Consider the following 13,840-nt stretch of genomic DNA (forward strand, 5'->3'; position numbering starts at 1 on the left):
AAAAGTAGGTCTCTGGGACGTTCCGTGCCTACTTCTCATCACCTGATCTTGCTTCTCATCACCTGATCTTGGAGACGCTGAGCCGGGCGCAGGGATGCCGGGCCGGGCTGGGGCGGCGGCGGGTGGGCCGCCGCCGTCCCCTGCCAGGGAACCGGTCGGTCAGCGAGCTGCCCGGCCGGCCAGCAGCCGTCGAGGGTTCCACCGCAGCAGTCGGTACCGGGCCTGCCCGGTCAGCGCCACCATCCGGCTGGAACTGTCGGCCATCGTGGTGCGCCAGCGCAGCAGCACCGAGGGCGGCAGCACGGCGGCGCGCAGGCGGGTCCGTCGGTCCGCCCGTGTCGCGAGCGCCGCACGGACCGCGCGCAGCGCCGGCAGCAACGGCTCACCGGTCAGCGGATCCCGCGCGTAGCGGGCCCGCTCCTCCGCCCGGCCGAGCAGCCGCGCCGACCCGATCGCGTCGTCATCGTCGAGGGAGTCCCGGACCAGCCGGTCCGCGGTCGCCCTGGGCGTCTCGGTCGCATCGACAGGGACCCGGAAGTCCACAAGCGTGTCGAGCAGCTCCGCCCAGGCGGCGTGCGCGTCCGCGCGGGCCCGGTTGGCGTCCGCGCTGACCACCACCGGACGTGTCCCCGGCTCGCTGTCGCCGTCGACAGTGGCGGAGGCCATCGCCCCGCTCGCCGCGCGGCCACTGCGTCGGCGGCGCAGGGCCATCCGGCGCAGCGCGGGCACCGCGAGCAGCACCAGCAGGGCCACCAGCCCCGCTGCCCACCAGGGCCAGACCGGTGGCTGCTCGTTCGGCGTCGTCCCGCCGAGAGAGAGCCCGTCGTCGGTGTCCCGGTCGGAGTTGTCCGGGCCGGTCGGCTCCGTCGAGGTGCCCGGGTCCGTCGGGGCGCTCGTGGCGCCGGAGCTCGGGCTGGTCGCCTCCGGCGCGTCAGTGTCCGGTGCCCAGGCCGACCGGGTGGAGCCGGGCACCCCGTACGCCGGGGTGGCGTCGAACGGCACCCAACCGGCCCCGTCGAAGTAGACCTCGGTCCAGGCGTGCAGGTTGAGGTTCGTCAGCGTGAAGGTGTCACCGTCGCGCTTGCTGCCGTTGGTGAACCCGAACGCCACCCGGGCCGGAATGCCGGCCGAGCGGACCAGCCAGGCCATCGCGGCGGCGTACTGCTGGCAGTAGCCCACCTTGTTGGTCAGGAAGTTGACGATGTCCTGACCGCTGCTGCCGCTCTCGGTGCTCAACCGGTAGCTGAAACCGTTGTCCGCCGAGAAGTGCTGGTAGATCGCCAGCACCCGGTCGTAGTCCGTGCGCTTGCCCTGGATCAGCCCCTTGACCAGCTCCTCCACCTCGGGCACCGGCCCGGGGGTGGCGGTCATCTGTCGGCGTACGGGGTGCTCGGTCGGCAGTGATCGCGCGGCCCGCAACGCCTCGGGCGTGAAGGTCGAGCGAACGTAGTCGAAGGAGTACTTCCGACCGCGGGAGTTCTCCCGGTTGGAGAAGACGACCTGCTGGTTGGCGTCGTAGAGCCAGTTGTCGCTGAGGTCGTCGGCGCGGGTCGGTTCGGCGTACACCGGCATCAGCGCCATGCTCAGACTCTTGGTGACCTCGACGGTCGCCTGGTAGGTGGTCTGCTTCACACCGGGACCGGCCCGGTCGGCCGGGTTCGGCAGGTCCCGGTTGACCGACCGGCCACTGGGGCTGCGCGCCTGGAAACCAGCGGGTCGTAGCTCGTCGGCGACTGCGTAGCGCAGGTAGAACGGGTTCTGCTCGGACGTCTTGACCTTCACCAGGTCGGCTACCTGGGACTGGTTGAGCTGGCCGGCGAGCGAGGCGAACAGGTCGATCCGACCCGACGTGCCGCCCGAGCCGGACCCGTTGCCGGTGCCGTTGCCCGGCCCTCGGCTGAGCGAGTCGAGCAGCCCGCCGGTCATGCCGGGCACCGCCAGCGGCAGCACCACCGCCAGGGCCACCCCGACCGCCGCGAGCCGGCGGCCGGCGGATGCCAGCGGAGAGGCCTCCCACACGTCGACGTCGCGGCCATCGCCGGTGAACCGCCGCCCGAAGCGGCGCACCCGGTCGACGTTGTCGGTGACGAGCAGCCAGAGGTAGCCAGCGGCGCCCACCACGAACGGCACGGCGGGGACGCTGTCCACGTAGACGGCGACCGGCACCGAGTAGATGGCGAGCATCGGCAGCCCCGCCAGCGCGGGCCGGCGCAGCCCCACGGCCAGCACGTCCACCAGCACGGCGACCCCGCCGACGCCGAGCACGGCGATGAACAGCAACGGGTCGGTGTCCGGGACCTCGACCCCGTACGAGCGCATGTCCTGCATGGAGCCGGCGAGCAGGTCGCCGAAGTAGGCCAACGTGCCCGGCGTGGGCAGGATCGCGAACAGCTCCTGGCCGCTGGGGAACAGCCAGGTCAGGGCGAGCATCAGCCCGGCCAGCATGCCCAGCACCTGAGCCCACAGCGGTGCCCGGGCGAGGCGGGTCAGCGCGGCCACCCCGGCCACCACGGCGACCGCGATGATGGACTCGATCAACCACGTCCAGCCCTGGAAGATGGCCGACAGCGGCGCGGCGGCCAGCAGCGTGGCAGCGGCCGCCACCAGGCCGATGTTCCGACTGCTGATCATGAGGGGAGCCTTCCGTTCATCGCACACCGCCGGCGACCGTCTCGGCCAGCGCGGCCCGCAGGGCGAACCCCTGGGCGCCCCGACCGACCTGCGGCCACAGCGCCGGCAGCCGGCCGCCGTGGTCGACGCCGACCACCCGCCAGCCACTCTGCAACATGGCGAGGACGGCGGCGGCGTGGGCGTGCTCCGCCTCGTTCCGCGCCTTCTCCGGCAGGCTGAGCCAGGTGGAGCTGTTCAGGAGGAAGCCGACACAGGTGGCGCCGTTGCCCCGCAGCCCGGCCAGCACCTCCGCCTCGGCGACGCTCACCGTGCCGAACAGGCCGATGATCAGACCGCCGTCGGCGCGTTGGCGGACCCGCTGCACGAGGCCGGTGACCTCGGCACGCTGGTCCAGTCGGACCTCCGCGAGGTGATCGAGCAGCGTGCCGTCCCCGCCGGCCTCCGAGGCGTCCACATCTGCCCCCGAGCCGGTGACCAGGCGCAACTTGTAACCGGCCTGCCGCAGGTGGACGGCGATGCTCGCGGCGGCCGAGACCGACCACTCGAAACTGGCGGTCGGCCCCTCGCCCCGGTGGCCGTACGCCCGGGTGTCCAGGACGACGGTGGCCCGGCTCTCCCACGGCTGCTCCTCGCGGCGCACCATGAGCTCACCGGTGCGGGCGGTGGACTTCCAGTGCACCCGGCGCAGGTCGTCGCCGCGCCGGTACTCCCGGGTCGCCGCGTCGTCCTCGCCGTGCACCGCCACCGAGCGGGCCCGGCTGTCGCCGCTGCCCGCGTACTCCCCGGGAAGCCGGACCGACGGCAGCGGGGTGACCTGCGGGATGACCGTCAGGTGGTCGGTACTGGGGAAGGAGCGGGTGAGTTCACAGAGGCCGAACGGGTCGGTCATCCGGACGACCAGCGGGCCCACGTCGTAGCGGCCCCGCACGTCGGCCCGCACCGTGTACGCCACCGAGCTGGCCTGGTGTGCGCCGAGCCGCTCCAACACCACCCGGGGCCGGCTGCCCAGCGCGTAGGGCAGCCGGTCCTCCAGGAGCAGGGTGCCGGTCGGCAGCCGGGAGAGGTTCTGTAGGCGCAGCACCACCCGGGAGTTGGCGCCGACCGGAACCCGGTGCGGGTCCAGCGAACGGTTGCAGGCCAGCTTGTAGCGGCTCCGCCCGACGTAGGCGGCGGCCAGCAACGGCAGGATGGCCAACAGCACAGCCACCCGGAGCAGGTCCTTCTCGCCGAGGATGCCGGCTGAGATCGCCGCCGCGACCGCAGCGGCAAGGAAGGACCGCCCGCGGGTGGTCAGCCCGCGTAGCCCGGCACGCACGTCATGGCCTCCGCGGCTCGTAGGGTGCGCGACCGTTGCCGGTGGCGGGGGGCCGGGTGTCGTACGGATTGCGCTGCCTGTCGTGTGGCAGCGGCAGGCGGTGCACCAGCTCGGAGACGATCGCGTCGGTGGTGCGCCGGGCGAGCTGCGCGTCGGCGGTCGGGATGATCCGGTGGGCCAGCACCGGCACCGCCAGGGCCTGCAGATCGTCGGGGAGAACGTAGTCGCGGCCCTCCAGGGCGGCGACCGCCCGGGCGGTGCGCAACAGTTGCAGGGTCGCCCGGGGGGACGCGCCGAGCCGGAGGTCGGGGGCCTCGCGGGTGGCGGTGACCAGGTCGATCGCGTACTGCTTGACCGCGTCCGCCACGTGCACCTGCCGGACGGTGGCGATCAGCTGTCGGACGATGGCCGCGTCGGAGACCGCGCGCAGCTCGTGCAGCGGGTCGGTGCCGCCGTGCCCGTCGAGCATGGCCAGCTCGGCGTTGGAGTCCGGGTAACCCATCGCGATGCGGGCGGTGAACCGGTCGCGCTGCGCCTCCGGCAGCGGATAGGTCCCCTCCATCTCGATCGGGTTCTGAGTGGCGATCACCATGAACGGGGTCTGAAGCTGGTACGTCACCCCGTCGACGGTGACCTGCCGTTCCTCCATGCACTCCAGCAACGCCGACTGGGTCTTCGGCGAGGCCCGGTTGATCTCGTCGCCGACCACCAGGTTGGCGAACACGGCACCGGGGCGGAACTCGAAGTCGTGCGTCTCCTGGTTGTAGACGCTGACCCCGGTGACGTCGCTGGGCAGGAGGTCGGGGGTGAACTGGATCCGTCGCACCGTGCAGTCGATGGACCGCGCGAGGGCCTTGGCAAGCTTGGTCTTGCCGACACCCGGGACGTCTTCGATCAGGAGGTGACCCTCGGCGAGCAGGACGGCAAGGGCGAGCCGCACTGTGGCGGTCTTACCCTCGATGACCTGCTCGATGTTGGCCACGATGGCCTCGCTGGCGGCTCGGAACTCGTCGTGCGGCAACAGGCCGCCCACCTCGTCCCAGGTCTGTTGTGTCACGGGCCTCCTCCTCGTCGCCGTCACGGCAGCTCTGTAGAGAGCACCTGGACCCGCCGTTGGGTTCGCGACGTCGAGCCTCGTTTGCCGCAGGAATCTCACTAGTCTCTCAGGCTAACCATGTTTGTCGTTATCGCCGACCCCCGCAGGTAGTCCGTCGGTTACGCACCGATATTCGCCAGCTCGGGGGAACGGGTTCGACACCGCCCGGGGGCCGGCAGGGCACACCGTGGAAGAGGTACACTGCGGGCATGGCCGGAGTCTTCCTGCTTCTTACCGGGCCGTGCTGATGCGCTGAACCCAGCGACAGCACGGCGGCCCCTCCTGCGCGAGGGGCTTTTTTGTGCCCTCCGCCGGCCCGGCCCGGTGGTGCCGAGACGAAGCGAAGCGAAGCGAGGAGAGACGATGAGTGAGGCAGCCGCACCGGCGGGCGACATCCCCCCGTTCCGGTACACCGCGGCCCTGGCCGACGAGATCGAGATTCGTTGGCAGGACACCTGGGCGCGCGAGGGCACCTTCCACGCACCGAACCCGACCGGCCCGCTGGCCGATCCGACCCACCCACGCGCCGGCGCGGAGAAGCTGTACGTGCTGGACATGTTCCCGTACCCCTCCGGAGCGGGCCTGCACGTCGGCCACCCGCTGGGCTACATCGGCACCGACTGTTACGCCCGCTACCAGCGGATGGCCGGCCGCAACGTGCTGCACGCGATGGGCTTCGACGCGTTCGGCCTGCCGGCCGAGCAGTACGCGGTGCAGACCGGCACCCACCCCCGGACCACCACCGTCGCGAACATCGAGCGGTACAAGGCGCAGCTGCGCCGGCTGGGGCTGGCGCACGACGAGCGCCGCTCGGTGGCCACCATCGACACCGACTTCTACCGCTGGACCCAGTGGATCTTCCTGCAGATCTTCAACTCCTGGTACGACAGCGACGCTGGCCGGGCCCGTCCGATCGCCGAGCTGATCGCCGAGTTCGAGGGCGGTAACCGGCCCACCCCGGACGGCCGCGCCTGGGCCGAGCTGAGCGTTGCCGAGCGCCGCCAGGTCGTCGACGACCACCGCCTGGCGTACGTCTCGCAGGCGCCGGTGAACTGGTGCCCGGGGCTGGGCACCGTGCTGGCCAACGAGGAGGTCACCGCCGACGGCCGTTCCGAGCGGGGCAACTTCCCGGTCTTCAAGCGCAACCTGAAGCAGTGGATGATGCGGATCACCGCCTACGGTGACCGGCTGCTGGACGACCTGGACAGCCTGGACTGGCCCGAGCCGATCAAGCTGATGCAGCGCAACTGGATCGGCCGCTCCCAGGGCGCGCACGTCGACTTCCCGACCAGCGCGGCACCGGTGCGGGTGTTCACGACCCGTCCGGACACCGTCTTCGGGGCCACCTACATGGTGCTGGCGCCCGAGCACGAGCTGGTCGACACGCTGGCCCCGGTTAACTGGCCGGACGGGACGAGGGACGCCTGGACCGGTGGGCACGCCAGCCCTCGGGAGGCCGTCGAGGCGTACCGCAAGGCGGCGGCCGCCAAGACCGACGTCGAGCGGCAGTCCGACACCAAGGAGAAGACCGGCGTCTTCATCGGCGCGTACGCCACCAACCCGGTCACCGGTGGGCAGATCCCGATCTTCATCGCCGACTACGTGCTGGCCGGCTACGGCACCGGCGCGATCATGGCGGTGCCGGCGCAGGACGAGCGGGACTGGGCGTTCGCCGAGGTCTTCGAGCTGCCCATCGTGCGTACCGTGCAGCCGGCGGAGGGCTTCGACGGCAAGGCGTACACCGGGGACGGCCCGGCGATCAACAGCGCCGCGCCCGAGCGCGGCCTGGACCTGAACGGCCTGGGGGTCGCCGACGCCAAGGCGGCGATCATCGCCTGGCTGGAGGCGAACGGGCACGGCACCGGCGCGGTGACCTACCGGCTGCGCGACTGGCTGTTCTCCCGGCAGCGTTACTGGGGCGAACCGTTCCCGATCGTCTACGACGAGACCGGCGCGGCCATCGCCCTGCCGGAGGAGATGCTGCCGGTCGAGCTGCCGGAGGTGGACGACTTCTCCCCGAAGACGTTCGACGCCGACGACGCCGGCAGCAACCCGGAGACCCCGCTGTCGCGGCGGCGCGACTGGGTCGAGGTCGAACTGGACCTGGGTGACGGGCCGAAGCGCTACACCCGGGAAACCAACGTGATGCCGCAGTGGGCCGGCTCCTGCTGGTACGAGCTGCGCTACCTGGACCCGACCAACAGCGAGCGGTTCGTCGACGCGGAGAACGAGCGGTACTGGATGGGCCCGCGCGGCGACGGCGACTGCGGCGGCACCGACCTGTACGTGGGTGGCGCCGAGCACGCCGTGCTGCACCTGCTGTACGCGCGGTTCTGGCACAAGGTGCTGTTCGACCTGGGGCACGTGTCGTCGTTCGAGCCGTTCCGCAAGCTGTTCAACCAGGGCATGATCCAGGCGTACGCGTACACCGACTCGCGCGGCAGCTACGTGCAGGCCGAGGACGTCATCGAGCGCGACGGCGCGTACTACCTGGAAGACCTGGTGGTCAACCGCGAGTACGGCAAGATGGGCAAGTCGCTGAAGAACGTGGTGACCCCCGACGACATGTGCGCCGCGTACGGCGCTGACACCTTCCGGGTGTACGAGATGTCGATGGGCCCGCTGGAGGTCTCCCGCCCCTGGGAGACCCGGGCGGTGGTCGGGTCGTACCGGTTCCTGCAGCGGGTGTGGCGGGCCGTCGTGGACGAGCAGACCGGCGCGCTGCGGATCACCGAGGACCCGGCCGACGAGGCGACCCGCCGGCTGCTGCACACGGTGATCGACGGGGTCCGTGGTGACATGGACGGCATCCGGTTCAACACCGCGATCGCCAAGCTGATCCAGCTGACCAACGGGCTGACCGGCCTGGCGGCCACGCCCCGCGAGGTGGCCGAGCCGCTGGTGCTGATGGTGGCGCCGTTCGCCCCGCACCTGGCCGAGGAGCTGTGGCGCAAGCTGGGCCACGACACCTCGCTGACGTACGCGGACTTCCCGACGGCCGATCCGGCGCTGCTGGTGGCCGACACGGTTACCTACCCGGTGCAGGTCAACGGCAAGGTCCGCGGCCGCGTCGAGGTCCCCGCCGACGCCTCCGAGGAGAGCGTGCGCGCGGCGGCCCTGGACGCGGTGGCGACGACCCTGAACGGCAAGGAGCCGCGCAAGGTCATCGTGGTCAAGGGCCGGATGGTCTCGGTAGTCGCCTGACAACGGTGCCCCGCGTCGTGAGCGGCACGCACCGTGACGTCCGCCGAAGCGAACACTGGAACGAGCGTGATGACTCAGAGACATCAATATGCCTCTGAGTCATCACGCTCCGACTCGTCCGCCGTCCGTCTGACGCCCGGCGGCGACTCCTCGGTCAGGAGCACGAGGGCAGCGGTGCCAGGCGGTCCAGGCGCAGCAGCGAGTACGCGTTCGGGGGTATCTCGGCCGCCCGGGTCTGCTCGGCCCTCCGCCGCGGGGTCAGACCGGCATGCGACGGCGGCGGCGTTCGGCGCGCCACCACTGGTGGACGAGGACCAGGCTGGCGATCAGGCCGAGGCTGGCCGGGGCGGCGGCGTACCAGTTGACGTGGCCGGGGGAGCTGACCGCCGCGCCGATCGCCGCGTACCCGAAGGCGGTCGGCGCGGACGCGATCACGCTGCCGGCCAGGAACGGCAGCACTCGGGCGCCGGTCGTGCCGTAGCCGTAGCTGACCAGACCGAAGCCGGCGATCGGCAGCAGTCGGACGGTCACCACACCGAGCACGCTCTGCCTGGCGAACCAGCCGTCGAGGCGGGCCAGTCGACCGCGGACGCGTTCGGCCACGAACTCCCGACCGAGCAACCGGCCGACAGTGAACCCGATCGCCGCCGCCACCAGCGCGGCGCCCAGGGCGTACGCGGCGCCTTCCAACGGACCGAAGATCGCACCTGCGGCGAGCGTGATGAAGGTCCGGGGCACCAGCGCGACAAGCAGCAGCGCACCACCGAGGATCGCCGCCACCGGGGCGAGGTCGCCCAACCGGTCGGCGACCAGCGGCAACTGCGCCGGGTCCGGGCGGGGCACCAGCAGCAGCAGTAGACCGCAGCCGCCGATCAGCAGCACGAGCAGGGCGAACCGGGCGGCCGACGGCTGCCGGAGCAGCCGCCGGACGGCACGGATCATGCCCGAGCGGCGGCCACCGCGGAGCGGCGCTCGTTGCGGAGCCGGTCCGACCAGGTGTCGTCCAACGGCGGGAGCTGGTGTGCCCCGGTGGCCCAGCGCAGCAGCAGGTCGGCCAGGGCCGGGTTGCGAGCCAACGCCGGCCCGTGCGAGTAGGTGCCCAGCAGCTTGCCGCGCCACGCACCCTCGGTGGCGCTGTCGTTGCCGACCCCGGCGGTGACCCGAGCCAGCGGGGAGACCTCCGGACCGAGGTGGGTGCGGCCGCCGTGGTTCTCGAAACCAGTCAGCGGGGGCAGGCCCAGCCGGGGGTCGATCTCACCGGCCAGCTCGCCCACGGCCCGGCTCTCGCCCCGGTCGGAGTGGAGGTCGAGCAGCTCCAGCCCGCGGCACTGCACACCCTTGGCGAAGAACGAGGTGCCGAGCAGTTGGTAGCCGGCGCAGACGCCGAACACCACCGAGCCCTGGGCGACGGCGCGGTGCAGGCCGCCGTCGGCCAGCAGCCGCTGGGCGCCGAGCGCCTGCGGGCCGTCCTCGCCGCCACCGACCAGGTAGATGTCGGCGGTCGCGGGCAGCCGTTCGTCGGAGCGCACCTCCAGCACCTCGACCGGCATCCCACGCTGACGGGCCCGCCGGGCGAGGATCAGGGCGTTGCCCCGGTCTCCGTACGTGGAGAGCAGGTCGGGGTAGATCCAGACGATGCGCAGACTCTCAGATGACACGGTCCAACTCCGCTCGGATGTCCTGGAACGCGGTGTAGTTCGCGATGACCTCCAGCCGCCCGGGCGGGACCGACCGGAGTGCGTCGTCGAACGTGCGGACGTGCTGGAACGGCACGTCGTTGACGTCCAGTCGAACCGCCAGGTCGTACGCCCGGTCGCCGGTGATCAACACCTGCCGGCCCCGGAGCGGGGCGAAGTCGACGTCGTAGAGCCAGGAGGTGTCCAGACCGTCGGGATCGCGCGCGTTGATGGAGAGCAGGGTCGGCGCGTTGTCGGCCATGTCGAACGCCTCCAGCCAACTGGCCGGGTTCTTGGCCAGCAGCAGCCGGATGTTGCGCCCGTCCTTGTCGACCTGCGCGTAACGGCCGGCCACCGAGGTGACGATGCCGAGGCGGGACACCGCGTCGACCGGGCGGACGCCGAACTCGGCGGCCACCGCCAGCGCTGTCGCCGCGTTGCCGAGGTTGACCTTGCCGGGCAGTTGGAGGGAGACCTTGTGCCAGGCACCGGTGGGATCGAGCACGCCCTCGTCCTCGACGACCCAGTGCGGCTCCGGTCGGCGTAGCGGACAGCCGGTGCACCACCACTGCTCGCCGGAGCGCTGGATGGTGGAGCCGCACTCCGGGCAGACCCAGGAGTCGTCGTGCCACCGTTGGCCGGCACTGAACCACGTCACGTGCGGCGGGTTGATGCCCCGGGCGGGGTCACCCGGTGGGGTGGCGGCCCACACGACCAGCGGGTCGTCGGCGTTGGCCACCACCCGTACGTTGGTGTGCCGGACCAGCGCCGCACGCCAGAGCTGCGCCATCATGGCGACCTCCTTGGCGCGGTCGAGCTGGTCGCGGGAGAGGTTCAGCAGCGCGACCACGTGCGGCTCGGTCGCCTCCAGCACCTGCGCCAGGTAGTGCTCGTCGACCTCCAGCACCGCGTACGGGGTGCTGCCGGCCTTGGCCAGCGCCGAGGTGTGCCCGCTGGGCATGTTGGCGCCGAACGAGTTGGTGGCGACCCGGCCGAGCACGCCGACCGCGGCGGAGGTCAACCGGGTGGTGGTGGTCTTGCCGTTGGTGCCGGAGACGAGCGCGATCGCGCGCCCGGCCGACAGGTGGGCGAGCAGGTCCGGGTCGATCTTGAGGCCGATCCACCCGCCGATCACTGAACCGTCGCCACGGCCGGCCGCCCGGGAGAGCGCCGCGGCGGTCCGTGACACGGAGCTGGCCACCTTGGCCCGTAGGGGCATTTTCGCGTCCGTCACGCGAGCGAGGTTACCGGACCGCCGGCCTCACCAGATCGCCGCCGACGGTGAACCGTTCGGCCGTGGTGACCGCGCGGGCGGCCGGGTCGGCGTCCCCCGGACGGAGTCGATCAATGTCGGAAAGCGGACCACGCCGAGGGGCGGCTGAAGCCCTCCACTCCGCTCCACCCCCTGTGACGTGCGGTTTTGCCCCGGGGTAGGGCGCGCCACGCGGGCGAATTTGGTTGCGGGTGGAGGGAAGTGGAGTAGAGTGGGGACCAATGGTGAGGCCGGGAGGGCTCACCGGCCCGGGGGGTCAGCGGCGCCGCGAACGCCGCTCAAGGGCGAGGGGGTTGGGCCGATGTTTCTCGGCACCCACACTCCGCGCCTGGACGAAAAGGGCCGGTTGATCCTTCCGGCCAAGTTTCGGGATGAGCTGGCGGGGGGTGTCGTGGTCACCAAAGGGCAGGAGCGCTGCCTCTACGTCTTCCCGACCCCTGAGTTCCAGCGGATCGCGGAGCAGTTGCGCGCACAGCCGATGACCCACAAGGCGGCCCGGGCCTACAGCCGGGTCTTCTTCGCCAGCGCGCACGACGAGGTTCCGGACAAGCAGGGCCGGGTGACCATTCCGGCTCACCTGCGTGCCTACGCCGCGCTGGACCGCGAGTTGGTGGTGATCGGCGCGAGCACGCGGGTGGAGATCTGGGACAAGGTCGCCTGGGAGACCTACCTCGCCGAGAGCGAAGACGACTTCGCCGACATCGAGGAGGGGGTGCTGCCCGGCGGTCTGTAGGGCGGTAACGGCGCCCGACGTACTGCGAGATCTCCAGCCGCTTTCGAGTTCCTGGCATCACTTCCCCGGTGCCAGGCGCACGATCCAGTCATTGGGCGACGGTCCGGTGTCAGGCGGGAGCGGATGGGGATCTGGCGGTACGACGGCAGCGCCGTCCGACGACAGGCGCACGAGAAGAACGGACGTTTCAACCAGTGGGGGTCATCATGGGGGAGTTGCGCGGCACGCACGTGCCGGTGCTGCTCGAGCGGTGTCTCGAGCTGCTGGCCCCCGCGCTGGGTCGAGGCGGCCGGACGGTCCACGTCGACGCGACGCTCGGTCTGGCCGGGCATGCGGAGGCGGTGCTCGAGGCGCATCCGGAGACGGTCCTGATCGGGCTCGACCGGGACACCGAGGCGCTCGCTCACGCGCGGGTCCGGCTGGCCCGGTTCGCCGACCGGGTGCACCTGGAGCACGCCGTCTACGACGAGTTGCCGGACGTACTGGACCGGCTGGGCTATCCGGCCATCGACGGGATCCTGTTCGACCTGGGTGTCTCGTCGTTGCAGTTGGACGCGCCCGACCGAGGGTTCGCCTACGCCCAGGACGCGCCGTTGGACATGCGGATGGACCAGACCCGGGGGGTTACCGCCGAAGAGGTGGTCAACACGTACGCGCATCCGGACCTGGCCCGGGTGCTGCGGGTCTACGGCGAGGAGAAGTTCGCCGGCCGGATCGCCTCGGCGATCATCCGGCAGCGGGAGCGGGCCCGGATCACCTCGTCCGCGCTGCTGGCGGAGCTGGTTCGGGATTCCATTCCGGCACCAGCCCGACGAACGGGCGGGCACCCGGCAAAGAGAACGTTTCAGGCTTTACGGATCGAGGTAAACAGAGAGCTGGCAGCGCTGGAGACAGCGTTGCCATCTGCACTCGACGCACTGACCGTGGGCGGTCGCATGGTGGTCCTGTCCTACCACTCGCTGGAGGACAGGCTCACCAAGGCGGCCCTCACGGACCGGGTCCGCAGTAAGGGCCCGATTGACCTCCCGGTCGAGCTCCCCGGGTCCGGTCCGACGTTCCGGCTGCTCAGCCGTGGCGCCGAACTGCCGGGGGAGGCGGAGGTCGCCGCGAACCCGCGGGCCGCCTCGGTGCGGCTGCGGGCCGCGGAGCGACTCGATCCGAACGCGACAGAGCAGGGGCGGACCGACCGCGAACGGTCTCGCCGACGGGTGAAGGGAATGCACCAACCGGGCACGGGGTCCGCCTGATCCGTGGGGGGTCAGGGGCACCGGGACGGCTAGAGGGACGGACGTTGAGGGGGAGGGACATGAGCATTGACAAGCGCGACCGCCGGGACGTCACCGGCGGCGGGCAGCGCGCACCGCGGTCGGGGGGCCGGACCGCGGCGGAGCGGGCTCCGCGCCTCGGTAACGGTACGTCACGCATCGATCGAACGAATCGGCAGGGGGAGACTCGCGCCCGGGGGGCGCGCGAGTTCCCGACTCAGGGCACCGCCGCACTGCGACCGGTCGAGAAGGCCGCCAGCGCCACCAGTGCCCGGCCGCCGCGGCTGCGGGTGGCGCCGCCGCCGCCGATCTCGGTGCCGCGTGCGCCGTTCGCGGCGCTGATCGTGGTGCTGGTGGTCGGCGGGGTGCTGGGCATTCTGGCGGTCAACACCAAGATCAATGAGAACGCGTTCCGGCTGGAGCGGTTGCAGCAGCAGCAGGCTCGACTGGACCTGGAGAAGCAGGAACTGGACAAGCAGATCGCCGACTTCGAGGCGCCGGGCAACCTGACCGCCGAGGCACGGCGGCTGGGCCTGGTTGATGCCGGCGAGCCGGGCTACATCCGACTGCCGGACGGGAAGACCATCGGTGTGCCGCAGCCGGCGAACGGCCAGCCGTCGGTGACCAGCCAGGGTGCGGGAGGCTGA

9 protein-coding genes and 1 pseudogene are annotated in these 13,840 nt (G+C 71.5%); 4 read left to right on the plus strand and 6 right to left on the minus strand.

The features are described from left to right. Positions 1-159: 159 nt before the first annotated feature. From ACLQ3F_RS11455 to ACLQ3F_RS11465, 3 genes are read right to left on the minus strand one after another with little or no spacing between them, the layout of a single operon-like run. Positions 160-2,631 (minus strand): transglutaminase TgpA family protein, encoded by a 2,472-nt coding sequence (locus tag ACLQ3F_RS11455; RefSeq protein WP_425848507.1) that lies wholly within the window; start codon positions 2,629-2,631, stop codon positions 160-162. Between the two features lie 16 nt (positions 2,632-2,647). Further along, positions 2,648-3,946: a DUF58 domain-containing protein gene (locus tag ACLQ3F_RS11460; protein ID WP_357206159.1), complete on the minus strand. Its 1,299-nt coding sequence runs from the start codon at positions 3,944-3,946 to the stop codon at positions 2,648-2,650. Position 3,947: 1 nt separating this feature from the next. After that, positions 3,948-5,003: an AAA family ATPase gene (locus tag ACLQ3F_RS11465; protein ID WP_355007681.1), complete on the minus strand. Its 1,056-nt coding sequence runs from the start codon at positions 5,001-5,003 to the stop codon at positions 3,948-3,950. 402 nt (positions 5,004-5,405) lie between these two features. Here ACLQ3F_RS11465 and leuS point away from each other — a divergent pair, with 402 nt between their 5' ends. Further along, a complete protein-coding gene (gene leuS / locus ACLQ3F_RS11470; RefSeq protein ID WP_425848511.1) occupies positions 5,406-8,246 on the plus strand; it encodes a leucine--tRNA ligase in 2,841 nt (946 codons plus the stop codon). 258 nt (positions 8,247-8,504) lie between these two features. Here the strand turns inward: leuS and ACLQ3F_RS11475 are convergent, their stop codons facing one another. The 3 genes from ACLQ3F_RS11475 to ACLQ3F_RS11485 are packed head-to-tail and all read right to left on the minus strand — an operon-like array spanning position 8,505 to position 11,141. Further along, the gene (locus ACLQ3F_RS11475) at positions 8,505-9,188 is read right to left on the minus strand and encodes a TVP38/TMEM64 family protein (RefSeq protein WP_425848513.1); all 684 of its coding nucleotides are present in this window, start codon (positions 9,186-9,188) and stop codon (positions 8,505-8,507) included. Further along, positions 9,185-9,904, minus strand: coding sequence for a type 1 glutamine amidotransferase (locus ACLQ3F_RS11480; protein ID WP_355007678.1), 720 nt, complete (start codon positions 9,902-9,904; stop codon positions 9,185-9,187). The genes ACLQ3F_RS11475 and ACLQ3F_RS11480 overlap by 4 nt, the downstream gene beginning before the upstream one ends. Beyond that, positions 9,894-11,141: a MurT ligase domain-containing protein gene (locus ACLQ3F_RS11485; RefSeq protein ID WP_355007801.1), complete on the minus strand. Its 1,248-nt coding sequence runs from the start codon at positions 11,139-11,141 to the stop codon at positions 9,894-9,896. The genes ACLQ3F_RS11480 and ACLQ3F_RS11485 overlap by 11 nt, the downstream gene beginning before the upstream one ends. 355 nt (positions 11,142-11,496) lie before the next feature. Here ACLQ3F_RS11485 and mraZ point away from each other — a divergent pair, with 355 nt between their 5' ends. The 3 genes and pseudogenes from mraZ (at position 11,497) to ACLQ3F_RS11500 (ending at position 13,840) form a co-directional block, all read left to right on the plus strand. Further along, positions 11,497-11,928, plus strand: a complete 432-nt coding sequence (gene mraZ / locus ACLQ3F_RS11490) for a division/cell wall cluster transcriptional repressor MraZ (protein WP_030488958.1) — start codon at positions 11,497-11,499, stop codon at positions 11,926-11,928. Between the two features lie 206 nt (positions 11,929-12,134). Further along, positions 12,135-13,245 (plus strand): annotated as a pseudogene (gene rsmH / locus ACLQ3F_RS11495) (16S rRNA (cytosine(1402)-N(4))-methyltransferase RsmH). Further along, a complete protein-coding gene (locus ACLQ3F_RS11500) occupies positions 13,235-13,840 on the plus strand; it encodes a hypothetical protein (RefSeq protein ID WP_357259632.1) in 606 nt (201 codons plus the stop codon). The pseudogene rsmH and the gene ACLQ3F_RS11500 overlap by 11 nt, the downstream one beginning before the upstream one ends.

This window comes from Micromonospora sp. DT15, from assembly GCF_049841475.1.
GTDB lineage: Bacteria > Actinomycetota > Actinomycetes > Mycobacteriales > Micromonosporaceae > Micromonospora.

Excerpts from the sequence above, each read along its gene's own strand:
- ACLQ3F_RS11455 (WP_425848507.1), bottom strand. The coding sequence starts at position 2,631 with ATGATCAGCAGTCGGAACATCGGCCTGGTGGCGGCCGCTGCCACGCTG.
- leuS (WP_425848511.1), top strand. The coding sequence starts at position 5,406 with ATGAGTGAGGCAGCCGCACCGGCGGGCGACATCCCCCCGTTCCGGTAC.
- ACLQ3F_RS11475 (WP_425848513.1), bottom strand. The coding sequence starts at position 9,188 with ATGATCCGTGCCGTCCGGCGGCTGCTCCGGCAGCCGTCGGCCGCCCGG.
- ACLQ3F_RS11485 (WP_355007801.1), bottom strand. The coding sequence starts at position 11,141 with ATGCCCCTACGGGCCAAGGTGGCCAGCTCCGTGTCACGGACCGCCGCG.
- mraZ (WP_030488958.1), top strand. The coding sequence starts at position 11,497 with ATGTTTCTCGGCACCCACACTCCGCGCCTGGACGAAAAGGGCCGGTTG.
- ACLQ3F_RS11500 (WP_357259632.1), top strand. The coding sequence starts at position 13,235 with ATGAGCATTGACAAGCGCGACCGCCGGGACGTCACCGGCGGCGGGCAG.